This window comes from Actinocorallia populi (assembly GCF_002995495.1).
GTDB lineage: Bacteria > Actinomycetota > Actinomycetes > Streptosporangiales > Streptosporangiaceae > Actinocorallia > Actinocorallia populi.
On the sequence record NZ_PVZV01000007.1, the window covers coordinates 355,079 to 378,808 of the forward strand.

Genomic DNA, 23,730 nt, shown 5'->3' on the forward strand with positions numbered 1-23,730 from the left:
GATGACCTCGCACACCCGAAGCGGCGACAAGAGCGGCCTGGCCCTCCTGGTCATCGCCGCCGCGCAACTGCTGCTCGTCATGGACGGCACCATCGTGACCGTCGGGCTTCCCGTCATCGGCTCCAGTCTGGGCATCGCCGAAGCCGACCTCGACTGGGTGCTCACCTCCTACGCGCTGGCGTTCGGCGGGATGCTGCTCGCCGGGGGCCGCATCGGCGACGTGTTCGGCCGTCGCAGGCTGTTCCGGATCGGGCTGGCGGTGTTCCTGTTCGCCTCCCTGCTGGGCGGCGTCGCGCAGAACGGCGGCACGCTGATCGCCGCGCGCGTGCTCCAGGGCGTGGGCGGCGCGATCGTCGCCCCGGCCGCGCTGTCCCTGCTCGCCGACACCTTCCCCGCCGGGCCCGCCCGCAACAAGGCGCTCGGCGTGTACGGCGCGATGGGCGGACTCGGCTCGGTCGTGGGCCTGCTCCTGGGCGGCGCGCTCACCGAGTACCTGGGCTGGCGGTGGATCATGTTCATCAACGTGCCCTTCGTCCTCCTGGCGCTCGCGGGCACGCTCGTCCTCGTCCCCGGCACCCGCAGGCGCGGCGGCGTGGACCTACCCGGCGCGGTCACCGCCACCCTCGCCCTCGGCTCCCTGGTCTACGCGATCAACCGGGCCGGGTCCGACGGGCTCGGCGACGGCCTCACCCTCGCCTTCGGCGCGGCCGCCCTCGTGCTGGCCGCCGCCTTCGCCGCCGTCCAGCGCGGCACCCGCGACCCGATGCTGCCGGCCGGCGTCCTGGCCGACCGCGGCAGGCTCGGCGCCAACCTGGTCATGCTGCTCATGGGCGCGGGCCAGCTGGCCACCTTCTACTTCCTCACCCTCTACATGCAGTCGGTCGAGCACTACTCGCCCATGATCACGGGTCTGGCGTACCTGCCGTTCGCGATCGGCATCGGCCTCGGCTCCGGCCTGGCCGGGCCCGCCCTGCAGGCCCGCACCTCCCCCCGGAACGTCCTGGCGGCCGGCATGGCGGTGGCCGCGGCGGCGATGGTCTGGTTCAGCCTGCTCGCCCCCGACCAGAACGCCCTGCTCGTCCTGCTCCCGGCCCAGCTGGTCGCGGGCGTCGGCCTCGGCATCGGCTTCGTCGCGGCGACGATCGGCGGCGTGCAGGGGGTCGCCGCCGAGGACTCGGGCGTCGCCTCCGGGCTCATCAACACCAGCCAGCAGATCGGCGGCGCCCTGGGCCTGGCCGCCCTGGCCACCGTCGCCGCCACCACCACCGCCGGGCAGCCCGCGGGCACGGCACTGCGGGACGCCCTCACCAGCGGCTACACCACCGGCCTGCTCGGCGCCGCCGCGTTCTACCTGGCCGCCCTCCTTACCGCGTTCCTCCTCACGGACGCCGGTCGGGCGTCCGGGAACCGATCGCGGGAAGCGGTCACATCTGTTCCACGGGATCCGTCACGGCGGTGACGGGACTCGGCCCCGCCCGCCGCTTCCGCACAACCCCCGGCCTTCCGCAGGCCGGGGGTCGCCCCGTCTCCCGTCAGATCCGGTAGTCCTCGAGGAGGCGGCGGCCGATGATCATCTTCTGGATGTCGGCGGTGCCCTCGCCGATCAGCAGCATGGGGGCCTCGCGGTAGAGGCGTTCGATCTCGGTCTCCTTGGAGTAGCCGTAGCCGCCGTGGATGCGGAAGGAGTCCTCGACGACCTCCTTGCAGTACTCGCCCGCCAGGTACTTGGCCATCCCTGCTTCCAGGTCGTTGCGCTCGCCGGAGTCCTTGCGCCGGGCGGCCATCACCATCATCTGGTGGGCCGCCTCGACCTTGGTGGCCATCTCCGCCAGCCGGAACTGGATCGCCTGGTGCTGGGCGATGGGCTTGCCGAACGTCTCGCGCTGCTGGGCGTAGGCGATGCCCAGCTCGAACGCGCGGCGCGCCATGCCGCAGGAACGGGCGGCGACGTTGACGCGGCCGACCTCGACGCCGTCCATCATCTGGGCGAAGCCCTTGCCGGGGACGCCGCCCAGCACGTGCTCGGCGCCGATGCGGAAGCCGTCGAAGAGCATCTCGGTGGTGTCGACGCCCTTGTAACCCATCTTCTCGATCTTGCCGGGGATGGTGAGGCCGGGGGCGACCTCCCCGAAGCCGGGGGTCTTCTCGATGAGGAACGTGCTCATGTTCTTGTAGACGGAGCCGGCGCCCTCGTCGGTGACGCACAGCACCGCCACCAGGCTGGAGGAGCCGCCGTTGGTCAGCCAGTACTTCTGGCCGGTGATCACGTAGTCGTCGCCCTCGCGGACGGCCTTGGTCTTGATCGCCGACACGTCCGAGCCGCAGTCGGGCTCCGACATCGAGAACGCGCCACGCAGCTCACCGGTGGCCATGCGGGGCAGCAGGTTCGCCTTCTGCTCCTCCGTGCCGTGCCTCATCACCATGTAGGCGACGATGAAGTGGGTGTTGATGACGCCTGACACGCTCATCCAGCCGCGGGACAGCTCTTCGACCGCCAGGGCGTAAGTCAGCAGGGTCTCGCCCAGCCCGCCGTACTCCTCGGGGATCATCAGGCCGAACACACCGAGGTTCTTGAGACCCTCGACGATCTCCGCCGGGTAGGTGTCGCCGTGCTCGAGCTCGGTGGCGACGGGCAGGATCTCCTTCTCGGCGAACTCCGCCACCGCGGCGAGGATCTCCTGCTGGACCTCGGTGAGTCCCTCGGTGCGCGCCAGACGCTTCATGTATTCCTCCTAGGGGGGCTGGGGCCAGGTTCTCAGAAGGCCGCGGCGAGGTGTTCGGCGTGGTCCCCCGCTGTGCCGAAGACGGTCTCCTGGACCCAGGCGCGCTTGAGGTAGAGGTGGGCCAGGACCTCCCAGGTGAAGCCCATGCCGCCGTGCACCTGGATGCCGGTGCGGCCGCCGTGCGCCGCCGCCTCGTCGGCGAGGAGTTTGGCGGTCGAGGCCGCCTCGCGGAGGTCGCCGGAGGCGGGGTCGTCGGCCACCAGCGCGGCCACGAGCACGGCGGCGCGGGCCAGGTCCGTCCTGACGAGGGATTCGGCGAGCAGGTGCTTCACGGCCTGGAAGGAGCCGATGACGCGGTCGAACTGCATACGCTCCTTGGCGTAGCGGACGGCGAGGTCGAGTGCGCCCTGGGCGGCGCCGACCTGGAGGGAGGCGGTGAGCACCGCGCCCAGCAACCGCCAGCGGGCGGCGTCCTCGGCGGACCCGATCCGCTCGCCGTCCTCCGCCCTCACCGACACCCGGGCGACGGGCGTCAGCGGGTCCAGCGGCAGCGCGGCAGGCTCGGCCCGCGGGACGGGCAGCAGGAACAGGCCGTCATCGTCGATCACGACCAGGTGGGTGGCGGCTCCGGGGTGTTCGATGACGGACATCGCATCACGGGTGTCGAGCAGCGTGACGACCGCGTCGCCCTCGGCGGCACCCGGCACCAGCCCCGCGGCGAGGAAGGTGCCCGTCACCGGGCCCGGCACCTGGGCGCGGCCGAGCTCCTCGAAGAGGATGACGGCGTCGGCCGTGCCCAGGCCCATGCCGCCGTCGGCCTCCGGCAGCGTGATGGCGAAGACGCCCGTCTCGGCGAGGGCCTTCCAGGCGTCGCGGTCGAAGGAGGACGTCTCGGAGGCGGCGCGGAGCCGGTCGGGGGTCCACAGGTCGGCCAGCCGGTCCCGCAGTGCCGCCCGCAGGTCCTTCTGGTCGGCGTTGAGCGTCAGGTCCACCGGGGCTCCTTGGGCAGGCCGAGCACCCGCTCGGCGAGGATGTTCTTCTGGATCTGGGAGGTGCCCGCCGCGATGGTGAAGGACAGGGTGTTGACGCGGTCCTCCACGATGTGGGCGCCCGGCAGGCCGCTCATCGCCAGGGCGGCCCGGCCCAGGACGTGCGAGGCGAGGTCGCCGATGCGCTGGCGGCTCTCGGTGAACTTCAGCTTGAACACCGACGCGCCCTGCACGGGGATCATGCCCGCCTGGGCCTCGGAGACGTTCTTGCGGATCAGCGACCACAGCCCGCTCACCTCGGCGGCGAGCCTGCCGACGTCGCGGCGCAGCGCGGCGTCGTCCCACAGGGTGCCGCCGCCGGGCGCGGGCGTCTTCTTCGCGATCGCGACGGTCTCCTCCAGCAGGTTGCGGGACTCGATGACATCCGAGATGAACGCGGTGCCGCGCTCGAAGGAGAACGTGACCATGGCGACCCGCCAGCCGTCGTTCTCCGCGCCGACGCGGTTGGCGACGGGCACGCGCACGTCGTCCAGGATCAGTTCGCTGAATTCGCTGCTGCCCACCACGGTGCGCAGCGGGCGGACCTGCACGCCGGGGGTGTCCATCGGCAGGATCAGCCAGGTGATGCCCTTGTGCTTGGGCGCGGCCGGATCGGTGCGCACCAGGAGCTCGCAGTAATCGGCGACCTCGGCGTGCGAGGTCCATACCTTGCGGCCGTTGACGACGTAGTGGTCGCCGTCGCGGACGGCCGTCGTGCGCAGGGCGGCCAGGTCGGAGCCCGCGTCGGGCTCGGAGAAGCCCTGGCACCACACCTCCTCGCCGCGCAGGATGCGCGGCAGGTGGGCGGCCCGCTGCTCCTCGGTGCCCTCGACGATCAGGGTGGGGCCCGCATGCAGGAGGCCGACGAAGTTCGCGCCGACGTAGGGGGCCCGGGATCGGGCCGTCTCCTCCAGGAAGATCAGCTGTTCGGTCGGGGACGCGCCGAGCCCGCCGTGGTCGGCGGGCCAGTCCACGCCCGCGTATCCGGCGTCGAAGAGCATGCGCTGCCAGGCGGTGTCGTACACCCGGCGGGCGGGCCAGTCATCTCGGTCGGGCTTGTCCGGCAGGGCGGGCAGGACGTCGGCCAGCCAGGACCGCAACCGGTCCCGGAAGCCGGTCTCCGAGGGGGTCAGACGCAGATCCACGAGGAGCTCCTGTGCAGGGGCATGCGCGATGCCGACAATCTACTGATGGACATTTGCGTCACCAGCCGCGGAACCGGGGCGGGCGGCGCTCCAGGAAGGCGCGCAGGCCCTCCTGCCCGTCCTCGCTGGTCATGTTGATCTCCGCGGCCATGGCCTCCTCGGCGAGACTCGACGCGCGGTCGCCGTCCAGGGCCCGGTTGACCAGGCGCTTGCCCAGGCCCAGCGCGACCGTGGGTCCCGCCGCCAGGCGCGCCGCCCATTGCGCAGCGGTGTCGGCGAGCTTCCCGGCGGGGACGACCCGGTTGACCAGGCCGATGCGCTCGGCGTCGGCGGCGGGCAGGTCGTCGCCGAAGAAGATCAGCTCCTTGGCCTTCTGCGGCCCGACGAGGCGGGCGAGCAGGTAGGCGCCGCCGCCGTCGACGACCAGGCCGCGCCGCACGAACACCTCGATGAACCTGGCGTTGTCGGCCGCCAGCACCAGGTCGCAGGCGTAGGCGAGGTGGCAGCCGATGCCGGCGGCCGTGCCGTTGACCGCGGCGATGACCGGCTTCTCGCAGTCGAGCACCGCCGAGACCAACCGCTGCGCGCCGCCCGCGATGGCCCGCGCCACCGTTCCGGCCGGGCGCTCGGGCATGTCCGGCGGCGGGGGCCCGGCGGGCGCGGCCGAGGCGGCCAGGTCCGCGCCGGTGCAGAAGTGGCGGTCTCCCGCGCCGGTGAGCACGATCGCCCGCACCCCGGGGTCGGCGCTCGCCCCGGCCAGCCGTGCGATGAGCTCCTCGCGCTGCGGCCCGGTGATGGCGTTGCCCGCATGCGGCCGGTTGAGCGTCAGCTTCGCGACGCCGTCCTCCCCCGTCTCCCACAGGAGCTCGGGTTCCGGTGGCCCTTCGGGGGGTGCTGCCTGTGCGGGCATGGGTCGCCGCCTTTCTCGAAGACTGAGTGTAAATTATATAAAACATCATCAATCAGGGAAGACCGGGGAAGCGTGAGCGACATGAACGACAGCGACACGAACGACAAGGTCTACATTCATGAGTTCATCCACATCACCAAGCAGAACCGCGCCCGCTACATGCACCACATGACGGCCAACTGGAGCCCGATCGCCCAGGAGCAGCGCAATCAGCTCTGCTACGGCGTGTGGGGCGTGGTCGGCAGCACCGGCCCTTGGCCGCAGACGGTGAACATGTGGGAGGAGGACGGCTTCGACGGGCTCGCCTCGTCCTTCCGGCTCGAGTTCGGCAACAGACTCCTGCAGGACCCGGCGCTGGAGAAGTGGTGGGCGGCCGCGGCCGACCTGCGCTCCGGCGGCTACGACCGGATCGTGGTCCCCCACCCGCAGACCCGCACCATCGAGCAGCTGTGCGCGGCCGGGGCGGGCGGCGAGGTCTACGCCCACGAGCTGATCAAGGTGGAACCCGGTACGGCGTGGCACTTCCTGGACGCCGCCATGGCGGGCGCCGAGACCGCGAGCTCCCGCACCGGATGGAACCTCGTCGGCGCCTGGGCGACCGCGATGCGCAACCTCGACGAGTGCCTGCTGCTGTGGAGCATCCCCACCTGGGAGCAATGGGGCGCGGTGGAGCGCGCGCAGATCCGCGGCGAGGACGTCCTGCCCGCCAAGGCCGCGGACCTCGTCCGGGACCGGGAGCGCGTCCTGCTGGTCGACGCCCCGCTGTCCCCGTTCCGCACCGGCCGCCAGCCGTCCCGCGAGGACCGCACGGACTGGGAGGACTGAGCCCCCCTCCCGGACGGCCCGAAGGTACGGGCGGCGGCGATCCCTCACCTCCGCCGCCACCCGCACCCGTCTCACTCCGTGCCGAGGATCGACACGAAACTCACCATCTCCCCCGGATAGCCGCCCAGGTTGTGGGTCAACGCCAGGGAGCGGGAACCGTAGGTGGAGATGCGCCGCTCCTCGGGAGCCTCGCCGCGCAGCTGGAGCCATGCCTCGAACATCATGCGCAGCCCGGACGCCCCCACCGGGTGCCCGAACGACTTGAGCCCGCCGTCGGGGTTGACCGGAAGCTCCCCGTCCAGGTCGAACGCTCCGTCCAGGATGCGCTTCCAGGCCGTACCGCGCTCGGCCAGGCCCAGGTCCTCCACCAGCACCAGCTCCGTCGGAGTGAAGCAGTCGTGCACCTCGGCCATCGCCAGTTCCTCCGCCGGCGAGGAGATACCCGCCTGGGCGTAGGCGTCCCGCGCGGAGGTCGCCACCTCGGGGAAGGTCGTGTAGTCGTAGGCGGGGTCCATCAGGCCCGAGCCGTCACCGGCGACGAACGACAACGCCTTGATGAACAGCGGTTTGTCGGTGTACCTGTGGGCGTCCTCGGCCCGCACGACGATCGCCGCCGCCGAGCCGTCGGCCACTCCGGCGCAGTCGAAGACCGACAGCCCTCCGGCCACGGCGGGCATCGAGCACAACTTCTCGACCGACATCTCCTTGCGGAACTGCGCCCGGGGATTGCGAGCCCCGTTGGCGTGGTTCTTGGAGGCGATACGTGCCAGCACCGTCCGCATCTCACCGGAGTCGACGCCGTAGCGGCGGGCGTAGGCGGGAGCGACCATCGAGAACATCGCCGCGGCCGTCAGCGTGCGCTGGGTGCCGTCGTTCGGGATGGGGAAGGCGTTGAGGCCCTGGTAGCCCGAGTCCTTGACCTTCTCCACGCCGACGGCCATCGCCACGTCGTAAGCCCCGCTGGCCACCGCGTAGGCGGCCTGGCGCAGCGCCTCCGAACCGGTCGCGCAGTAGTTCTCCACCCGGGTGACGGGCTTGTCCCGCAACCGCAGCGGCTTGGAGAGGGTCAGGCCGCTCATGCCCGACTGGGCGGTGCCGAGCCAGTAGGCGTCCACCTGCTCCTTGTCGACCCCGGCAGAGGCGAACGCCTCACCCGTGGACGCGAGCAGCAGCTCGTCGACGCCCTTGTCCCAGTGTTCGGTGAAGCGGGTGCAGCCCATGCCGACGATGGCGACCCGGTCCTTGATGCCGTGCGAGCCCATCTCAGCCCTCTCTCTCCGGCTTCGGCAGCGGCCGGGCCTTCCAGAAGTAGTTGTGGATCCCGTCGGAGGTGAACAGCCTCCGGAAGGTCGGCTCGACCCGGGCACCGATCTCGAAGGCGTCCTCATCGGCCTCGTTCACGTCGGTGAGCTCGATGGGCAGGCGTCCGCCGCCGTCGAAGTCGACGACCGCGAACACCACCGGCGGGCTCGGCGAGTAGGCCAGCCGGTCGACGGTGAAGGTGACGATCGTGCCCGCCGTCGCGGCCATCGGCACGGCCGCACCGTCCAGCGGTGACGGCGGCATGCGCACCATGCCGTCCTCCCCGCGGGAGCCTACGAAACCGAACTTCCAGTCGCGGTTGCGGCTGGCCGCCGAGGAAGAGGGGCGGGCGGGCTCGGGCCTGCGCGGGGGTTCGACCGGCAGCAGCCCGCGCCAGGCCAGGTAGGTGCCGTAGGAGACGGGGGCGCCGGAGGCGATCTGCGCCTGCACTGAACGCTCCACCTTGTGCGCGGCCAGCGCGGTCGTGGTGCGCAGGACCAGCACGTCCGCGCCGTCGGCCAGGGACAGCAGGACGATGACGCGCCCTTCGGCGGGGTCGGATTCCAGTGCCGCGGCCAGCAGCAGCGCGGGCTGGGCCGCGCCGACGTTGCCGACGGTGTCGTCGAGCCGGTCTGCGACACGTTCTGCGGGGACGCCGGAGCGTGCCGCGACGGCCTTGGCGGCTCGACCGTGCAGGCCCGCCACGATGAGAGTGTCCACGTCGGAGACCTCGAGCCCGGCCTCGCCGAGGGCGAGCTTCAACGCCTCCGTGCCGAGAGCGGTGTAGCGGGTCTCGCCGAAGCGCTCCTCCCACAGCCTGGAGGCCGCCTCGCCGGGCACCCGCCAGCGGTCGACGAACTCCTCCGTCACCGAGGAACGGCCGAGTAGCTCGGCCAGGAGCGGCCCGTCAGCGTCAGAGCCGACGAGCAGGGCCGCCGCGCCGTCGCCGCCCGCGGCCTCGTCGGGCCCGCCGGGCAGCCCGCCGCGCAGGTCCCCGGCGACCACCAGCACCGGGACGGCGGCGTCGAGGGCCGCGCCCAGCGCGCCCGCGGCCGAGCGGACCGAGCCGACCGCGTCGTAGGCGGGCACGTCCCTGCCCAGGCGCAGGGCGGCGTGGACGGTCGTGGCGTTCGTACGGTCGAGGTAGGGGGGTTCGGTGGTGGCGAACCACAGGGCGCGGGGCTCGGCTGGCGTCCCGTTCAGGGCGAGCCGCCCCGCCGCGACGCCCATGGTGACCGCGTCCTCGTCGTAAGAGGCGACGGCCCGGACACCCCGGCCGCCGCCCGCGCCGGCCACCGCCCTGATGGAGCGGCGGTCGAGCCTCCGGTAGGGCAGGTAGCCGCCCCAGGACAAGATTCCGCGCATACCGGCATCCTACTCGTAGATTGGATAAAAGATCTAATCTGCAATTAGACTCCCCCCATGACTCAAGGTGGAACCCGGCCCCTCGACGGCATCCGCGTCCTGGCGCTGGAACAGATGCAGGCGCTCCCCTACGCGACCCAGCTGCTGGCCCGCCTCGGCGCCGAGGTCGTCAAGATCGAGCCGCCGGCCGGGGACTCCGGGCGCGGTTCGCTGCCCGCCGTGACCGACCCCGAAGGACGGCGGGTCGGCGCCACCTTCCTGCGCAACAACCTCGGCAAGAGCAGCGTCTGCGTCGACCTGAAGAACCCGCGCGGCAGGGAGCTCGTCCTGGAGATGGCCCCGAGGTTCGACGTCATCGCCGAGAACTCCAAGGCGGGCGCGATGGCACGCCTCGGCCTGGCCTACTCCGACATCGCCGCCGTCCACCCGGCGGGCGTCTACGTCTCGGTCTCCGGCTTCGGCAACACCGTCCCCACCCCCTACGGGACCTGGCCCGCCTTCGCCCCCATCGTCGAGGCCATGTCCGGCATCTACGAGATGAAGCGCACCGGCGACGAGCCGCCCCGCCCCGCGCCCGTCGGCGCGCTCGGCGACATCGGCGCCGCCCTCTTCGCCACCATCGGCGTCCTCGCCGCCCTGCGCCACCGCGAGGCCACCGGCCGCGGCCAGTACGTCGACATCGCCATGTTCGACACCATGATCGCGATGACCGACATCGTCACCAACTTCTGGTCCATGGGCCTGCGCGACGGCGACACCGGTCCGCTCATCATGCACGGCTTCCGCGCCGCGGACGGCTGGTTCGTCCTCCAGGTCGCCCGGGAGCAGCACTTCACCAGGCTCGCCGACCTCATCGGCCGCCCCGAGTGGAAGGACGACCCCCGCCTGGCCACCCGCCAGGGCTGGGTCGACCACCTCGAGACGCTCCTGCGCCCCGCCGTCGAGGGCTGGGCCGCGGATCTGACCAAGCTGGAGGCCTGCGACCTGCTGGGCCGCGCGGGCATCGCCGCCGGCCCGTGCCTGTCCGACGCCGAGGTCGTCGCCGACCCGCACGTCCGGGCCCGGGACATGCTGGTGGAGCTGCCCCGCACCGACGGCGTGGAGCAGCCCGTCCTCGTTCCCGGCAACCCCGTCCGCCTCAGCGACGTCCCCCCTGCCGCCGAGACCCGCCCGCCCTGGCTCGGCGAGCACACCGACCGGGTCCTGCGGGCCGAGCTGGGCCTGACCGAGGCGGAACTGGCCGCACTACGGGCGGAGAAGGTCATCTCATGACATGTCCCGGGCGCGGCCTGCCATCCTCTCGATCTGCTCCCGGTCGAGCTTCACGAAGTCGCCGACGGCCTCCACGGTGACGCGCCCGTTCTGGACCAGGCGCCCGACCGTGTGCACCGAGCGCCCGTCGTGCCGCTCCACCTCGCCCTCCAGGAAGCAGGGCACGTTCAGCAGCGTCGGCCGCCGGTACTTGATCTCCAGCCGGGCCGTGGGACCCGCCACTCCCGCGACGACGTTGGCCGCGGCCAGAAGGACGTCGAACGCCGAGGCGAGCATCGCGCCGTGAACGCAGCCGGGAGGCCCCTCGTAGGCGCGGGTGAACGTCCCCCTCATCAGTGCCTTCGGCGGCTCGAGGGACACCTCCAGCGGGAGCGCCAGCGGATTGTGCCGGCCGATCACCACGTCGAACGGCATCCGCCCGGCCAGGTCGGGCAGGCCCTCGGCCGGGGAGTGCACCACCGTGTTGGGCGGCAGGGGGTCGGGCACATGGCGTTCCAGGGTGTCCGCGATCGCGTTCAGCTCCCGTACGGCGGCCAGGGTGGCCTCCTCCGGGGCGGTGGTGGCGGTGGTGAGCTCGATCAGCCTGCGGACGGCGCCCGCGAGCTCCGCCGAGGCGTCCAGCCTGCCCTCCAGCACGGGATGGACGGGATCCGTGGAGGCGACGGGGTCCATGGGGAACTCCTTCGTGTGTCGGCGGCCGGGCGGTGCCGGACCTATACGATGTTTCCTGTCGTGAATAGGGGGACCGTACTCTGATGAGCGAGCGAAGTCTGCGGGAACAGCGCAGGGAGCGCCGCCGTGAGCTCGGCCGGGACCAGATCCTGGACGTCGCCGAGGAGGTCTTCGCGCGCAAGGGCTTCCACGACGCCTCCCTGCGGGAGATCGCCGAGCTCGCCGAGTACTCCGTCGGCGCCGTCTACGGCTTCTTCACCGGCAAGGACGAGCTGTACCGGGAGATCTTCCTGCGCCGAGCCACCGTGTTCCTGGGCGGCATGAAGGAGGTGTTCTCCTCCCCTCATCCGCCGCAGCGGCAGCTGCTGGACCTCGCCGAGTGGCAGGTGGGGTTCTTCCGCGCCCACCCCGAGTACGGCAGGCTCGTGCTGCGCAGCGGCTCGATCGCCTCGGCGCTGACCGGGGCGCCTTCCGACGGCGAGATCCTCGCCAACTTCCGGCAGGCCCAGGAGATGCAGGCCGAGCTGTTCCGGCGCGGGCAGCGGACAGGCGTCCTCAAGGGAGGCGACCCGCACCTGCTGGCCCGCATGTTCTCCGGGCTGGTGAGCGCCTTCCAGGCCAGCGAGCTGGCGGAGGAGGGGCCGGTGCCCCTCCCCCTGACCACACTGCTGGAGACGGTCGAGGCCGCCTTCGTGATCGCGGAGTCGTAAGACCGGCGGCTGCACGTCAGAGCCTGCCCCCGGTGCGGAACTCCGGCGGCACCCAGGACGGGTCGCGCCGCTCGGCGAAGGCCCTGCCGCCCTCCCTCATCTCCTCGTTGTAGAGAAGCGCGTCGAACGTCATGCGGTCGACGGCGCCGTAGCCGTCGTTGACGATCCGCTTGACCTGCAGCCGGGCCTGCGGCGCGGTGCGGGTGATCTGGACCGCCACCTCCTCGGCCACGGCGCGCACCTGGTCGTCGGGCACGACGCGGGAGAACATGCCCCAGCTCTCGGCCTCGCGCGCGGTGACCGTGCGGCCGGTGAGCAGCATGTCCCGGGCTCGCGCTATGCCGATCTGGGCGGGCAGGTAGGCCGCGTAACCGGTGTCGGCGATGCCGCGGAGCAGCTCCGGCGCCCGCACGGTGACGCTCTCCCCCACCACCGCGACGTCCGAGAGCATCGCGATGAGCAGGCCGCCGCCCTGGGCGATGCCGTTGACCGCCGAGACGACCGGCTTCGGCGAGCGGCGGATCGCCTCGAACGGGGTGGAATCCAGGCCCAGCAGGTCGGGGAAGTCCAGCCAGCGGTCGGGCTCGCGGCCGCGCAGCTCGCCGCCGGGCATGAACATGTCGCCGGTGCCGGTGATGATGAGCGCGGCGAGCTCCGGGTCGCGGTTGAGCAGGTCGACCGCCCGGCGGACGCCGAAGTACATGGCGCTGGTCAGCGCGTTGCGCGCCTCGGGCCGGTCGACGACGCACCAGGCCAGCGGGCTCTTGCGTTCGAAGCGCAGGTACGGGGTGCCGAGGTCGTCGCCCTTCAGGCCCGTCGGTCCGGCGCTCATCAGCGGCGCTCGAACTTCACGCCGGCGGCCTCGCGGTCCCAGGTCGCGGGCGTGACGCCCTCGTCCCTGAGCAGGTTCTTGGTGGTCCGGCCGGTCTGGCTCATCGGCAGTTCTCTCCTGAACTCGAAGTAGCGGGGCACCGCGTAGTACGGGAGCTGGTCGATCGACCAGCGGCACAGCGCCTCCTCGGTGAGGGAGACCCCCTCCCTGAGGACGGCGGTCACCTTGACGTCGTCCTCGCTGACCTCGCTCGGCACGGCGTGCACGCACACGTCCTTGACGCCGGGGTGTTCGTGGAAGACCTTCTCCAGTTCCCAGCTGGAGATGTTCTCGCCCCGGCGGCGCATGTAGTCGGCCTTGCGGTCGACGAAGAAGAGGTAGCCGTCCTGGTCGATCCTGCCGATGTCGCCGGTGTGGAACCACAGGTTGCGCCAGGCCTTGACGGTGGCCTCCGGGCGCTTCCAGTAGCCCTCGAACATCACGTGCGGCATGCGGGGACGGCACACGATCTCGCCCGCCTCGCCCGCGGGCACCTCGTGGTCGTCGTCGTCGAAGATCTTGACGTCGAAGCCCTCGGAGTTGACGATGCCCGCCGAACCCGGCCTGCCCGGCATGCCCGGAGGCAGCCAGGAGACCAGGGAGGCCTCGGTGGTGCCGTAGGCGTTGCTGAAGGTGGCGACGCCGAAACGTTCGCGGTAGATCTGGTCGATCTCCGGCGGGATCGGCGCGCCGGTCAGCAGCCGCAGGCCGGTGTTGGCCTCCGGGGCGCCGGAGTTCTTCGCCTGCGGGTGGTCGTCGGCCTTGGCGACCAGGACGGCCAGCGAACCGAGCAGCGAGGCGATGGTGGCCCCGGTCCGGTTGACCTCCGGCCAGAAGCCCGAGACCGAGAACCGCCGGGACAGCGCGGCCCGCCCGCCGGTCAGCAGCGTGCCGGTGAGCATGCACGAGATGGCGTTGAAGTGGAACAGCGGCAGCGGCGACCACACGACGTCCTCGGGGGTGCGGCCCCAGGAGGAGATGATCTGCCGGGCGATCGACAGGTGGTAGTTGTGGCTGAGCGCACAGCCCTTGGACGGGCCGGTGGTGCCGCCGGTGTAGACGATCGTGCCGAGGTCGGAGGGGCGGACCAGGACGCCGGGCCTGTCGTCGGCGGCGCCCAGCAGGTCGTCCCACGCGTGCAGGGACCAGCGGCCGGTCCGGGCCGCCGCGTCCCGTTTCCCCACCACGACCACGTGGTCCACCGTCTCCAGGGAGTCGAGCAGTTCCAGCGGGCGTTCGGCCAGATCGTCCTGGACGATGACGACCGAGGCCGTCGCGTCGGACAGCTGGTGGCGCAGCATCGGACCCTTGAGCGCGGTGTTCACCGGGACGCAGATCGCGCCGAGCTTGTGGACGGCGAACCAGGACACCACCGCGGCCGGGCCGTTCTCCAGCATGGTGGCGACGGTCGAGCCGTGCCCGACGCCCAGTTCGGCCAGCGCGTTGGCGACCCGGTTGGCCTCGCGGTCCATCTCCGCGGCGGTGTAGGGGGTGCCGCAGCAGTCCAGGAACGGTCCGTCCGGATCACGGCCGAGGCGACGGTCCAGCAGCTCGAGCAGGGTGCTCTGCTCGGCGTTCGCCCAGTCGGACATCCGTTCTCCTTCAGGGTGAGGTTGCATGGATATATTATCCAATCTACTTTTTTCGACAAGGGCCCGGAGGCTATTGCCCCCTCGAGTGAACTACGGTTCACTTTTCTGAGACAAGGGTTCAACCCCCGGCCGCCCCTCCGCCCCCGACTCCGGCCACCCGAGGAGCAACGTGAACGCCGAAGACCTGATCATGATCAGCGTGGACGACCACGTGGTGGAGCCGCCGAACCTGTTCGACGGCCACATCCCCGCCAAGTACAAGGACGCCGCTCCCAAGGTCATCACCAAGCGGGACGGCTCGGACGTGTGGACGTTCAACGGCTCGACCATCCCCAACATCGGCCTCAACGCCGTCGCCGGCCGCCCGAAGGAGGAGTACGGCATCGAGCCGACCGCCTTCGACGAGATCCGCCCCGGCACCTACGACATCCACGAGCGCATCAAGGACATGAACGCCGGCGGCATCCTGGCCTCGATGAACTTCCCGTCCTTCCCCGGCTTCAGCGGACGGCTCTTCGCCGCGGCCGAGGACAAGGACCTCGCCCTCGCGGTCCTGCGCGCCTACAACGACTGGCACATCGACGACTGGGCCGGCACCTACCCGGGCCGCATCATCCCCATGGCCCTGCCCGTCCTGTGGGACGCCGAGGAATGCGCCCGCGAGGTCCGCCGGGTGGCCAAGAAGGGCTGCCGCTCACTGACCTTCACCGAGAACCCCGCCACCCTGGGCTACCCCAGCTTCCACAACGAGTACTGGGACCCGCTGTGGCAGGCCGTCTCGGACGAGAACGTCGTGGTGTCCATCCACCTCGGCTCCTCCGGCCAACTGTCGGTCACCGCGCCCGACGCGCCCATCGACGTCATGATCACCCTGCAGCCCATGAACATCTGCCAGGCCGCCGCCGACCTGCTGTGGTCCCGGGTGATCAAGAAGTTCCCCGACATCAGGTTCGCCCTGTCCGAGGGCGGCACCGGCTGGATCCCCTACTTCCTGGACCGCATCGACCGCACCTACGACATGCACCACCTGTGGACCGGCCAGGACTTCGGCGACAAACTCCCCTCAGAGGTCTTCCGCGAGCACTTCCTGACCTGCTTCATCTCCGACCCCGTCGGCGTGCAGCTGCGCAACCTCATCGGCATCGACAACATCGCCTGGGAATGCGACTACCCGCACTCGGACTCCTCCTGGCCCAACGCCCCCGAGGAGCTCATCGCGGTCGCCGCCGACGTGCCCGCCGACGAACTCAACAAGATCACCTACCAGAACGCCATGCGCTGGTACTCCTTCGACCCCTTCGTGAACGGGCGCACGAAGGAGACCGCCACCGTCGGCGCGCTGCGCGCCGAAGCGGGCGACCACGACGTGAGCATCCGCTCCCGCGACAAGGGCCGCTTCACCAAGTCCATCGGCATCGAACTGGGCGAACTCGCCAAGAACGCCACCGCCTGAGCAGCGTCGCCCCGACGGCGCCGCCTCCGGGTCACCCGGAGGCGGCCTCGCCCTCGGAGTCCTCGGCGTCGAACATGCCGCGGGCGTGGAACAGCTCGACCACCAGGTCGCCCTGCCGGCGCAGCATGGTGGCGTACTCGCGTTCGGCCAGCTCGGGGTAGCCGCGCTCGATCGCGGTGACGATGGCGGCCACGCCCTCGCGCTCGACCGCGTCCGCGCCGGGGACCAGCGCGAAGAAGTTGCCCGGCACGATGTCGGTCATCTGGCGCAGCATGGTGCGCAGCCGCGGCGACTGGGCCGCCTCGATCACCGTGCGGTGGAAGTCCAGGGTGAGCCGGTGCAGGGTCTCGGGGTCGGTGGCCGCGGCGATCTGCTCCTGCAGCACCCGCAGCGGCTCGGCCAGGGCGGTGCCCTTGCGCTCGACCGCGCGGCGCACGCCGAACCCGTAGAACAGGCCGTACAGCTCGTAGTGGTCGCGGACCGACGGCTCGTCCAGCGCGTTCACGAACGCGCCGCGGTGCGGGATGATCGTCGTCCAGCCCTCGCGCTCCAGCGCGATCAGCGCCTCGCGGACCGGGATGCGCGAGACGCCCAGGGCCTGGGCGATGGCGTCCTGCGGCACCCGCTGGCCCTGCTTGAGCACCCCTTCGAAGATCAGCCTGCGGACGTACAGGCGCACCTGCTCGCCACTGCTCATCCGGGCCAGGCTGCCGTCCGGCAGCGCGGTGCCCTCCTGGGGCGCGGACAGGATGTCGGCCGCTGCGGCCCCCTGGCGGCGTGCCATCTCGTTTCACGTCCTCGACTCGCGGGGTGACCCTCCGTCACCCGTCTTAAGAATAAGATATCAGCCCTGTACCGCGCCGGTTGATCGATCGGCGCCGTACAGGGCTGTGACCTGCCCCTCCTCGCGGCCGCCGCTCACCCCGCCGCAGGGAGGTCGAGGCCGAGGAGGCGGATGGCGTTACCGCGTGCGATCTTGTCGATGGACGCCTGGTCCAGGTGCCCGTACTGCAGGGCGGCCTCCTCGCGCGAGCGCGGCCAGGTGCCGTCCTGGTGGGGGTAGTCGGTCTCGAAGGTGACGTTGTCGATGCCGACCTTGTCCAGGAGTTCGACGCCGACGGAGTCCTTGAAGAAGCAGCTGGTGATCTGCCGGTAGTAGTACGCCGAGGGCGGCTCGGGGCAGTTGTCCTGGGTGCGGGCCCAGCCGCGGTGGGTCTCCCAGACGTCGTCGATGCGCTCGAGGAGGTAGGGCACCCACCCGATCTGCGCCTCTGCGTACAGCAGCTTCAGCTCGGGGAAGCGGTGCAGCACGCCGGAGAACATGAAGTCGGTCATGCTGGCGACGCTGTTGCCGAAGATGATGGTCGAGCCCACCGCGGGCGGGGCGTCGGCGGAGGTCTGCGGGGTCTTGGTACCCGAGCCGATGTGCATCGAAAGAACGGTGCCCGTCTCGGCGCACGCGGCGAAGAACGGATCCCAGTACCCCGAGTGGATGCTGGGCAGCCCCAGGTAGGCGGGCAGTTCGCTGAAGGCCACCGCCCGCACGCCGCGCGCGGCGTTGCGGCGCACCTCGGCCACGGCCAGCTCCACGTCCCACAGCGGGATGATGCACAGCGGGATGAGCCGGCCCCCGCTGGAGCCGCACCACTCCTCGACCATCCAGTCGTTGTAGGCGCGCACCGACAGCTCGGCCAGCTCGCGGTCCTTGCCCCACAGGAAGATCTGACCGCAAAAACGCGGGTAGTTGGGGAAGCACATCTGGGCCTCGACGCCGTTGATGTCCATGTCCTTCAGGCGCTCGGAGGGGATCCAGCAGCCCGGGCGCATGTCGTCGTAGGTGATCCCCTCGTTGGTGACCTCGTCGGCGGGCACCCCGGCGGCGGCGATGTACTTCTTGATCTGCGTCATGACACCGTCGTAGTTCCACCAGGCCACGTCGCGGCCCTCGGTGCCGGGCGACTCCTCGTACCGGCCGTCGACGAGCCGCACCTCACCGGCGGGCGCGTGAACGATCCGCGGCCCGCGCTCGCGCAACCGGGCGGGCAGGCGGGAGGTCCACACGTCCGGGGGTTCGACGACATGGGCGTCCACGTCGATGAGCTTCGGGATCTTGGCCAGCCGGGCGTCGAGCACGTCCGGACGGACGACCTGCTCCGTCACGAGCTCCTCCTAATATTGGATTCTATATACAGAGTACGGGACAAAAGCTCCCCGGGCGAGCCCGGGGAGCGTGCCGTCAGGCGGACGCCGGGTCGAACACGGAGGCCGCGATCCGGGCGGTCTGCGCGCCGACCGGGGCGGTCAGCGCGGCCACGGTCATGTCCACCAGGTTGGCCGTCATCAGCGGCAGCGGCAGCAGCCGGCGCCGGTTGTCGGGCGCGTCCTCCAGCGCCGCCCGGTCGGCCAGCACGTGCAGGGCGGACTGGGAGGCCAGGAAGAGCCGCTCGACCGCCAGCTCACGGGGCATCGAGCGGCTCATCAGCACGATGAGCCGCCGGGACGCCTCGGTCAGCGCGGGGTCGACCAGGTACTGCACCTCCTCGACGGTCAGCCGCGGCCGGTTCAGCGCCGACGCCCAGATCCGGATCGCGGCGCGGGGGCTGGGCCCGAGCGCCAGGTACTCGGCGAGCGGCAGGACGATGACCTCGGCCAGCGCCCGCACGTCGTCCTCCCCGCCCTCGCTCACCAGGGCGGCGTACAGCTCCTCGTGCCGGGCGCGCAGCCAGGGGCCGTGCCGCTGCATGACCGCCTTGAGCAGGCCCTCCCGGCCGCCGAAGTGGTAGTGCAGCGAGGCGGTGCTGCGCTGGCCGGCGGCACCGTTGATCTCGTTGAGGGACACGCCCTCGATGCCCCGCTCGGCCATGAGCCGCTCCGCGGCGTCCAGGATCCGCTGCCGGGTTCCGGCGCCGCGTCCGCCGCGGCCCTCTCCTGCTCGTTCAGACACCGCTTTCTTCCAGTCGGCGCACCCGGTTGGGGATCCACGGGCCCTCCGGGACCTCCTCACCATAGAACTGCTTCGCCCAGTGGCGGAACTCCATGATCGGTCCGTCGCCCTTGATCAGCAGCGGCTTCTCGATGTAGATCTTGTTCTCCCAGATCGGCACGTCCTCGCCGATCTGCTTCACGAACTCGTTGATCAGCCTCGGGGAGAACTTCTCCATGGACTTCGGGAAGGTGAACATCCAGCGGATGTGCACGTTCTCCTCGTCCACGGGGGTCACCGAGGAGACGAAGGACATGACACCCTTCAGCCGCAGCGCGCCCAAGCCCAGGCCGTAGGACTTGCGGACGAAGTCCAGCGCGTAGACCTTGCCCTCCTTGTTCTTGAACTCCTGGCGCTCGGTGACGGTCTTGACGAACCCGTCGTACTCGACCTCGCCGCCGGGCACCGTCTCCATGCCGTGCACGTACTTGAAGTGCACGTAGTCGGCGTTGTTCTCGGCCATCTCCTGGACGCAGGTGGCGAAGCGGAACTCATAGAGCACCGGCGTCGACCACTCCTCGTCCTCGAACTCCGCCATCTCCGGCATCGGGATGTAGGGGGCGGCGGCGCCGAGGTGGTGCCAGGCGAAGATCAGGCCGAAGCGCTCGACGACCGGGTAGGCGCGCACGACCGCCTTGGGCGAGGGCTCGGCATCGGTGTAGGGCACCTCCACGCAGCGGCCGGAGACGCCGTCGTAACGCCAGGCGTGGAAGGGGCACTCCAGCAGCTGCCCGGCGACACGGCCGCCCTTGGCGAGGTTGGCGCCCAGGTGCGGGCAGTGGGCGTCGACCACCCGCGCCTCGCCGTCGACGGTGCGGAAAACGGCGAGGTCGCGGCCGAAGTAGTGGGCGGGGACGACCTGGCCGGTCGCGACCTCGTCGGACCGGGCCACGGCGAACCAGCCGTTGGGGATCGGGAAGGGGAACCGGGACATGTCGTCTTCTCCCGTCGCAAGAGTTTGAGAGATCTCTTTAAAAGTTCTCTTGAATCGGAAGATAGCAGCGGGTGCCCCGTATCGCCAGGGCCCGGATCAGGCCTTCTCGCCGCCCTCCCCCGCGCGGTTCGGCCGCCAACACAGGGCGAGCAGCAGCGCCGCCCCCAGCGCGCCGGCCCCGGCCGCGACCGCCAGGCCCGCGGCACCGTCCAGCTCCAGGCCGAGGACGTGGTCGAGGGAGTACCGGCCGGGGCCCAGCGCGCCGAGCGCGGCGGCCACGACCGTGATCATCAGCACGTACTCATAGCCCTCGCCCGGCCGGAAGATGAAGAAGCCGTTCTTCAGGTGGTTGGAGACCAGCGCCACCAGCATGACGCCCACGACCCCGGCCGCCGCCAGCGCGTTGAGGGCGCCGAGCACGAGCATCAGGCCCGCGCCCAGTTCGGTGAGGGTGGCCAGGAGCGCGTGCACCCGGCCGGGCCGGATGCCGATCGACTCGAACCAGCGCGCGGTGCCGGGCAGTCTCCCGCCGCCGAACGCGTGGTTCCAGCCGTGCGCGACCATCGTTCCGCCGACCGCGAGCCGCAGGAGCAGCGCGGCCAGATCCACTTCGAGCACGGTGTTCTTCCTCTCAGGGGGTGTCCGGGGCGCCGATGACGCCGTCCGCGCGCAGCCGCTCCAGCTCGTCCGGGCCGTAGCCCAGTTCGCGCAGGATCGGCTCGGTGTGCTCGCCCAGGGCGGGAACGGCGTCCAGCCGCCAGTCCCAGTCGTCGCACTCCGGTGGCGGCAGCAGCACGGCGACCGGGCCCGCGGGGCTGCCGACCTCGCGCCAGCGGTTCCGTTCGGCCAGCTGCGGGTGGGCTACGACCTCGGTGGGGGTGTTGAGCCTGGCGTGCCCGAGCCCGGCCTCCTCGGCGAGCTCGCGGGCCTCGGCCAGGGGGACGCCCGAGGCCCAGGAGGCGATGATCTCGTCGAGCTCGGCACGACGCTCCACCCGGTCGCCGTTGGTGGCGTAGCGCGGGTCTTCGGCCAGGTCGGGACGGTCCAGGACGCGGGCGGCCAGGCGCCGCCACTCGCGGTCGTTGGTGGTGCCCAGGACGAGGGTCTGCCCGTCCGCGGTCGCGTAGGCGCCGTACGGGGCGACCATCGGGGAGCTCAGCCCGTTGGGGCGCACGTCGAAGCCGCCGTAGCGGGCCTGGTTGAGCGCGAAGCCCATCCACTCGGCGACCGCGTCGAACAGGCCGACCGACACCGAGGCCCCCCGGCCGGTGCGCTCCCGGGCGTACAGGGCGGTGAGCACGCTGGTCAGCGCGTACATGCCCGCCCCGATGTCGGCGATCGGGATGCCCGGCTTCGCGGGGTCCTGCGGGGTGCCGGTGATGGCGCAGGAGCCCGCCTCGGACTGCACCAGCAGGTCGTAGGCGCGGGCGAGCGCGTACGGCCCGCCGCGCCCGTAGCCGGAGATGTCCACGGTGATCAGCCGGGGGTGCCGCTCCCGCAGCTCCGCCGCGCCCAGGCCCAGGCGGGCGGCGGCGCCGGGCGCGAGGTTCTGCACCAGGACGTCCGCCTCCGCGAGCAGCCGGGCCAGGACCTCCCGGCCCTCGGGGTGCTTGAGGTCCAGGGCGAGGGACTCCTTGTTGCGGTTGGCCCAGACGAAGTGGGCGGCCATGCCGTTGACCACGTCGTCGTAGTCGCGGGCGAAGTCGCCGCCCCGCCGGTTCTCCACCTTGATCACCCTGGCGCCGAGGTCGCCCAGATGGCGGGTGCACACGGGGGCCGCCACGGCCTGCTCCACCGCGACGACGAGGACTCCGGCCAACGGCTGCATCGATCACCTCGGTAAAAGGATTTGATTATGTATAAAATAGCATCTTGATGTCGAGCAAGGAGAGATGGGACATGAGCGGATCTCCGGAGCGCCGGCTGGTGCGCGTCACGGTCGACGACGGGGTGGGCGTGCTGGTCCTGGCCGACCCGGAGCACCGCAACACGCTGTCCAGGCGGATGAGCGACGACCTGGCCGCCGCGGTGGACGACGCGCTGGCCGGCGGCGCCCGCGCCCTGGTGCTCACCGCCGAGCCCCCGGTCTTCTGCGCCGGGGGATCCCTCGACGGGCTGCTGGACCGGACGGCACCGCTCGCGGCGGCGTACGCGGGCATGGAGCGCCTCGCCGCGGCCCCGGTGCCCACCATCGCCGCGGTCGGCGGACCCGCCATCGGGGCGGGGGTCAACCTCCCCCTGGCCTGCGACGTCGTCCTCGCCTCCCCCGCCGCGCGCTTCGACCCGCGCTTCCTCGACGTCGGCATCCATCCCGGCGGCGGCCACCTGTGGCGGCTGGCCGGACGCGTGGGCGCGCAGGGGGCCGCCGCGCTCGTCCTGTGCGGCGACCTGCTCACCGGCGAGGAGGCCGAGGCCAAGGGACTGGCCTGGCGGTGCGTGCCGCAGGACGAGCTGGAGCCCACCGCGCTCCGCCTGGCCTCACGTGCCGCCGGCCGGTCCGCGCCGCTGGTGCGACGGGCGAAGCGGACCCTGGCCGAAAGCCTCGCGCTGGCCGACGGGGCGGAGGCGGCGAAGCTGGAACTGGCGGCGCAGCAGTGGTCGGTGGAGCGGCCCGAGTTCGCCGAGACGGTCCGCGCCGTCCAGCGCGGGCTGGCTGCACGGCGGAGCCGGAAATGACCTCCGCCCAGCGTGACCGATATTTCAGACCGTAGACGATTGAGGGGTTCCGGTGTCCTCAGACACAGCCGCCGGCGCGGCACTGCCTCCCCCGGGGGAGGCGATGGTCCGCCGCAGCAGCGGCGAGCAGGCCGCGCTCTACATCCGCAGGCTCATCTTCGACGGGCGGCTGCGCCAGGGCGACCGCGTCCCCCAGGACGAGATCGCCCGCACGCTCGGGGTCAGCCGCATCCCGGTGCGCGAGGCGCTGCTCTCTTTGGAGCGGGAGGGCTGGGTGACGATCCGCCCCCACCGCGGGGCGTTCATCGGCTCCCTGGACGAGGCCGCGGTGCGCGACCACTACGCGCTCTACGGGCTCGTCTACGGGTTCGCCGCGCAGCGCGCCACCGAGCGGCGCACCCCCGAGATGCTCGAGCGGCTCGGCGCGGTGTGCGAACGGCTCGACGGCGAGGACGACCCGGCCGCGGTGGCGCGGCTGAACCGCGAATTCGACGGGCTCATCATGAAGACGGCCAGCTCGCCCCGGCTGCGGGCCGTGCTGCGCGCCATGGTCGGCATCGTGCCGGGCAACTTCTTCGCACTGGTGCCCGGCGCCATCGAGGTCGAGCGGACCGGTATCAGGACGGTCCTGGACGCGATCGCCTCCGGTGACGGCAGAGCCGCCGCCGACGCCTACGCGATGATGCTCCAGCACCAGGGCGACCTCGTCGCCGAGCTGTTCACCAACCGCGGCCTGTTCAACGGCCGCTCCCGTGACGCCGAGGGCCCGGCCCCGCGGTGAGCGGAGGCCGGGCCGGGGTTCTCAGACCTCGCCCGTCACGTCGACGATCCACGACAGGTCACCCGAGGACAGCGTGTCCTGCCAGTTCGGCGGCGCCCCCGCCATGAGGGTGCCCAGGTCCCAGTAGTCGCGCCACAGCTTGATCACGCCGTTCTCGATGTGCTGGACCGAGACGAAGGGCAGCGTGACCTCCTCCCCCGTGGGCCAGCGCCAGTGCTCCTCGTGCTCGGTGACGACGACGCCGCCGGAGGCGATGACCGCGGAGCGGCCGTGGTCGTATCCGGCCAGCCGGTCGAGGCCCAGCCGCAGCCGCGCCTCGATGCCCGCCGGGCCGCGAGCCGCCGCTCCGGTTCCGGTGGGCACGTCGTAGTAGATCGAGCTCTCGTCGAAGAAGGTGCGCAGCAACGTCCAGTCGCGGGCGTAGAGCGCGGCCCAGAAGCGCTCCACGAGCGCCCTGGCCTCGGCCGTTCCGTCGTCGTTCACTGCCT

23 protein-coding genes are annotated in these 23,730 nt (G+C 71.5%); 7 read left to right on the forward strand and 16 right to left on the reverse strand.

Annotation, left to right across the window (positions count from 1 at the left end):
- Position 1 precedes the first annotated feature (1 nt).
- Positions 2 to 1,459 carry an MFS transporter gene (locus C2865_RS28395; RefSeq protein WP_106401654.1) on the forward strand — a complete coding sequence of 486 codons (1,458 nt, stop codon included), beginning with the start codon at positions 2 to 4 and terminating at the stop codon, positions 1,457 to 1,459.
- 73 nt (positions 1,460 to 1,532) lie between these two features.
- On the opposite strand, the gene C2865_RS28400 is transcribed toward C2865_RS28395, so the two are convergent.
- The 4 genes from C2865_RS28400 to C2865_RS28415 are packed head-to-tail and all read right to left on the reverse strand — an operon-like array spanning position 1,533 to position 5,806.
- Positions 1,533 to 2,723 (reverse strand): acyl-CoA dehydrogenase family protein, encoded by a 1,191-nt coding sequence (locus tag C2865_RS28400; protein ID WP_106401655.1) that lies wholly within the window; start codon positions 2,721 to 2,723, stop codon positions 1,533 to 1,535.
- Between the two features lie 32 nt (positions 2,724 to 2,755).
- Positions 2,756 to 3,715, reverse strand: a complete 960-nt coding sequence (locus tag C2865_RS28405) for an acyl-CoA dehydrogenase family protein (RefSeq protein ID WP_106401656.1) — start codon at positions 3,713 to 3,715, stop codon at positions 2,756 to 2,758.
- A complete protein-coding gene (locus C2865_RS28410; protein WP_106401657.1) occupies positions 3,706 to 4,896 on the reverse strand; it encodes an acyl-CoA dehydrogenase family protein in 1,191 nt (396 codons plus the stop codon). The genes C2865_RS28405 and C2865_RS28410 overlap by 10 nt, the downstream gene beginning before the upstream one ends.
- Positions 4,897 to 4,954: 58 nt before the next feature.
- On the reverse strand, positions 4,955 to 5,806 hold the full coding sequence (locus C2865_RS28415; protein ID WP_106401658.1) for an enoyl-CoA hydratase/isomerase family protein: 852 nt from the start codon (positions 5,804 to 5,806) through the stop codon (positions 4,955 to 4,957).
- Positions 5,807 to 5,887: 81 nt separating this feature from the next.
- On the opposite strand from C2865_RS28415, the gene C2865_RS28420 reads away from it, so the two are divergent.
- Positions 5,888 to 6,631, forward strand: coding sequence for an NIPSNAP family containing protein (locus C2865_RS28420; RefSeq protein ID WP_106401659.1), 744 nt, complete (start codon positions 5,888 to 5,890; stop codon positions 6,629 to 6,631).
- Positions 6,632 to 6,702: 71 nt separating this feature from the next.
- Here the strand turns inward: C2865_RS28420 and C2865_RS28425 are convergent, their stop codons facing one another.
- Together C2865_RS28425 and C2865_RS28430 are read right to left on the reverse strand one after the other, a co-directional pair.
- Entirely contained in the window at positions 6,703 to 7,893 is a 1,191-nt protein-coding gene (locus C2865_RS28425) for an acetyl-CoA acetyltransferase (RefSeq protein ID WP_106401660.1), read from the reverse strand.
- Between the two features lies 1 nt (position 7,894).
- Complete coding sequence (locus C2865_RS28430) at positions 7,895 to 9,298, reverse strand: OB-fold domain-containing protein (RefSeq protein WP_106401661.1); 1,404 nt, start codon at positions 9,296 to 9,298, stop codon at positions 7,895 to 7,897.
- A gap of 57 nt (positions 9,299 to 9,355) precedes the next feature.
- Here C2865_RS28430 and C2865_RS28435 point away from each other — a divergent pair, with 57 nt between their 5' ends.
- Positions 9,356 to 10,570 carry a CaiB/BaiF CoA transferase family protein gene (locus tag C2865_RS28435; protein ID WP_106401662.1) on the forward strand — a complete coding sequence of 405 codons (1,215 nt, stop codon included), beginning with the start codon at positions 9,356 to 9,358 and terminating at the stop codon, positions 10,568 to 10,570.
- Here C2865_RS28435 and C2865_RS28440 read toward each other — a convergent pair.
- On the reverse strand, positions 10,565 to 11,242 hold the full coding sequence (locus C2865_RS28440) for a PaaI family thioesterase (RefSeq protein WP_106401663.1): 678 nt from the start codon (positions 11,240 to 11,242) through the stop codon (positions 10,565 to 10,567). The genes C2865_RS28435 and C2865_RS28440 overlap by 6 nt on opposite strands.
- A gap of 83 nt (positions 11,243 to 11,325) precedes the next feature.
- Here C2865_RS28440 and C2865_RS28445 point away from each other — a divergent pair, with 83 nt between their 5' ends.
- On the forward strand, positions 11,326 to 11,952 hold the full coding sequence (locus C2865_RS28445; protein ID WP_106401664.1) for a TetR/AcrR family transcriptional regulator: 627 nt from the start codon (positions 11,326 to 11,328) through the stop codon (positions 11,950 to 11,952).
- 16 nt (positions 11,953 to 11,968) lie between these two features.
- Here C2865_RS28445 and C2865_RS28450 read toward each other — a convergent pair whose 3' ends face one another.
- A complete protein-coding gene (locus C2865_RS28450; protein ID WP_106401665.1) occupies positions 11,969 to 12,784 on the reverse strand; it encodes an enoyl-CoA hydratase/isomerase family protein in 816 nt (271 codons plus the stop codon).
- Positions 12,784 to 14,415, reverse strand: coding sequence for an AMP-binding protein (locus C2865_RS28455; RefSeq protein WP_106401666.1), 1,632 nt, complete (start codon positions 14,413 to 14,415; stop codon positions 12,784 to 12,786). Before C2865_RS28455 ends, C2865_RS28450 begins: the two co-directional genes overlap by 1 nt.
- A gap of 169 nt (positions 14,416 to 14,584) precedes the next feature.
- On the opposite strand from C2865_RS28455, the gene C2865_RS28460 reads away from it, so the two are divergent.
- The gene (locus tag C2865_RS28460; RefSeq protein ID WP_106401667.1) at positions 14,585 to 15,868 is read left to right on the forward strand and encodes an amidohydrolase family protein; all 1,284 of its coding nucleotides are present in this window, start codon (positions 14,585 to 14,587) and stop codon (positions 15,866 to 15,868) included.
- A gap of 31 nt (positions 15,869 to 15,899) precedes the next feature.
- Here C2865_RS28460 and C2865_RS28465 read toward each other — a convergent pair whose 3' ends face one another.
- The 6 genes from C2865_RS28465 to C2865_RS28490 all read right to left on the reverse strand — a co-directional run bounded on the left by C2865_RS28465 (position 15,900) and on the right by C2865_RS28490 (position 21,613).
- Positions 15,900 to 16,652, reverse strand: a complete 753-nt coding sequence (locus C2865_RS28465; RefSeq protein WP_106401668.1) for a GntR family transcriptional regulator — start codon at positions 16,650 to 16,652, stop codon at positions 15,900 to 15,902.
- A 134-nt stretch (positions 16,653 to 16,786) separates the two neighbouring features.
- On the reverse strand, positions 16,787 to 18,028 hold the full coding sequence (locus tag C2865_RS28470; RefSeq protein WP_198653668.1) for an amidohydrolase family protein: 1,242 nt from the start codon (positions 18,026 to 18,028) through the stop codon (positions 16,787 to 16,789).
- 76 nt (positions 18,029 to 18,104) lie between these two features.
- Positions 18,105 to 18,812 (reverse strand): TetR/AcrR family transcriptional regulator, encoded by a 708-nt coding sequence (locus C2865_RS28475; RefSeq protein ID WP_157963934.1) that lies wholly within the window; start codon positions 18,810 to 18,812, stop codon positions 18,105 to 18,107.
- Complete coding sequence (locus C2865_RS28480) at positions 18,805 to 19,785, reverse strand: aromatic ring-hydroxylating oxygenase subunit alpha (RefSeq protein WP_106401670.1); 981 nt, start codon at positions 19,783 to 19,785, stop codon at positions 18,805 to 18,807. Before C2865_RS28480 ends, C2865_RS28475 begins: the two co-directional genes overlap by 8 nt.
- Positions 19,786 to 19,881: 96 nt before the next feature.
- Positions 19,882 to 20,403, reverse strand: a complete 522-nt coding sequence (locus C2865_RS28485) for a DoxX family protein (protein WP_106401671.1) — start codon at positions 20,401 to 20,403, stop codon at positions 19,882 to 19,884.
- A gap of 13 nt (positions 20,404 to 20,416) precedes the next feature.
- On the reverse strand, positions 20,417 to 21,613 hold the full coding sequence (locus C2865_RS28490) for a CaiB/BaiF CoA transferase family protein (protein ID WP_106401672.1): 1,197 nt from the start codon (positions 21,611 to 21,613) through the stop codon (positions 20,417 to 20,419).
- A 71-nt stretch (positions 21,614 to 21,684) separates the two neighbouring features.
- Here C2865_RS28490 and C2865_RS28495 point away from each other — a divergent pair, with 71 nt between their 5' ends.
- Positions 21,685 to 22,461: an enoyl-CoA hydratase-related protein gene (locus C2865_RS28495; protein WP_198653669.1), complete on the forward strand. Its 777-nt coding sequence runs from the start codon at positions 21,685 to 21,687 to the stop codon at positions 22,459 to 22,461.
- Positions 22,462 to 22,513: 52 nt separating this feature from the next.
- On the forward strand, positions 22,514 to 23,242 hold the full coding sequence (locus C2865_RS28500; RefSeq protein ID WP_232835846.1) for a GntR family transcriptional regulator: 729 nt from the start codon (positions 22,514 to 22,516) through the stop codon (positions 23,240 to 23,242).
- Between the two features lie 21 nt (positions 23,243 to 23,263).
- Here the strand turns inward: C2865_RS28500 and C2865_RS28505 are convergent, their stop codons facing one another.
- Positions 23,264 to 23,725: a nuclear transport factor 2 family protein gene (locus C2865_RS28505; RefSeq protein ID WP_198653670.1), complete on the reverse strand. Its 462-nt coding sequence runs from the start codon at positions 23,723 to 23,725 to the stop codon at positions 23,264 to 23,266.
- Positions 23,726 to 23,730 lie beyond the last annotated feature (5 nt).

What these genes read in the sequence shown, in the direction of transcription:
- C2865_RS28455 (WP_106401666.1), bottom strand. Translation starts at nt 14,415, where the DNA reads ATGTCCGACTGGGCGAACGCCGAGCAGAGCACCCTGCTCGAGCTGCTG.
- C2865_RS28395 (WP_106401654.1), top strand. Translation starts at nt 2, where the DNA reads ATGACCTCGCACACCCGAAGCGGCGACAAGAGCGGCCTGGCCCTCCTG.
- C2865_RS28480 (WP_106401670.1), bottom strand. Translation starts at nt 19,785, where the DNA reads ATGTCCCGGTTCCCCTTCCCGATCCCCAACGGCTGGTTCGCCGTGGCC.
- C2865_RS28435 (WP_106401662.1), top strand. Translation starts at nt 9,356, where the DNA reads ATGACTCAAGGTGGAACCCGGCCCCTCGACGGCATCCGCGTCCTGGCG.
- C2865_RS28425 (WP_106401660.1), bottom strand. Translation starts at nt 7,893, where the DNA reads ATGGGCTCGCACGGCATCAAGGACCGGGTCGCCATCGTCGGCATGGGC.
- C2865_RS28445 (WP_106401664.1), top strand. Translation starts at nt 11,326, where the DNA reads ATGAGCGAGCGAAGTCTGCGGGAACAGCGCAGGGAGCGCCGCCGTGAG.
- C2865_RS28490 (WP_106401672.1), bottom strand. Translation starts at nt 21,613, where the DNA reads ATGCAGCCGTTGGCCGGAGTCCTCGTCGTCGCGGTGGAGCAGGCCGTG.
- C2865_RS28495 (WP_198653669.1), top strand. Translation starts at nt 21,685, where the DNA reads ATGAGCGGATCTCCGGAGCGCCGGCTGGTGCGCGTCACGGTCGACGAC.
- C2865_RS28400 (WP_106401655.1), bottom strand. Translation starts at nt 2,723, where the DNA reads ATGAAGCGTCTGGCGCGCACCGAGGGACTCACCGAGGTCCAGCAGGAG.
- C2865_RS28420 (WP_106401659.1), top strand. Translation starts at nt 5,888, where the DNA reads ATGAACGACAGCGACACGAACGACAAGGTCTACATTCATGAGTTCATC.
- C2865_RS28450 (WP_106401665.1), bottom strand. Translation starts at nt 12,784, where the DNA reads ATGAGCGCCGGACCGACGGGCCTGAAGGGCGACGACCTCGGCACCCCG.
- C2865_RS28430 (WP_106401661.1), bottom strand. Translation starts at nt 9,298, where the DNA reads ATGCGCGGAATCTTGTCCTGGGGCGGCTACCTGCCCTACCGGAGGCTC.
- C2865_RS28415 (WP_106401658.1), bottom strand. Translation starts at nt 5,806, where the DNA reads ATGCCCGCACAGGCAGCACCCCCCGAAGGGCCACCGGAACCCGAGCTC.
- C2865_RS28465 (WP_106401668.1), bottom strand. Translation starts at nt 16,652, where the DNA reads ATGGCACGCCGCCAGGGGGCCGCAGCGGCCGACATCCTGTCCGCGCCC.
- C2865_RS28440 (WP_106401663.1), bottom strand. Translation starts at nt 11,242, where the DNA reads ATGGACCCCGTCGCCTCCACGGATCCCGTCCATCCCGTGCTGGAGGGC.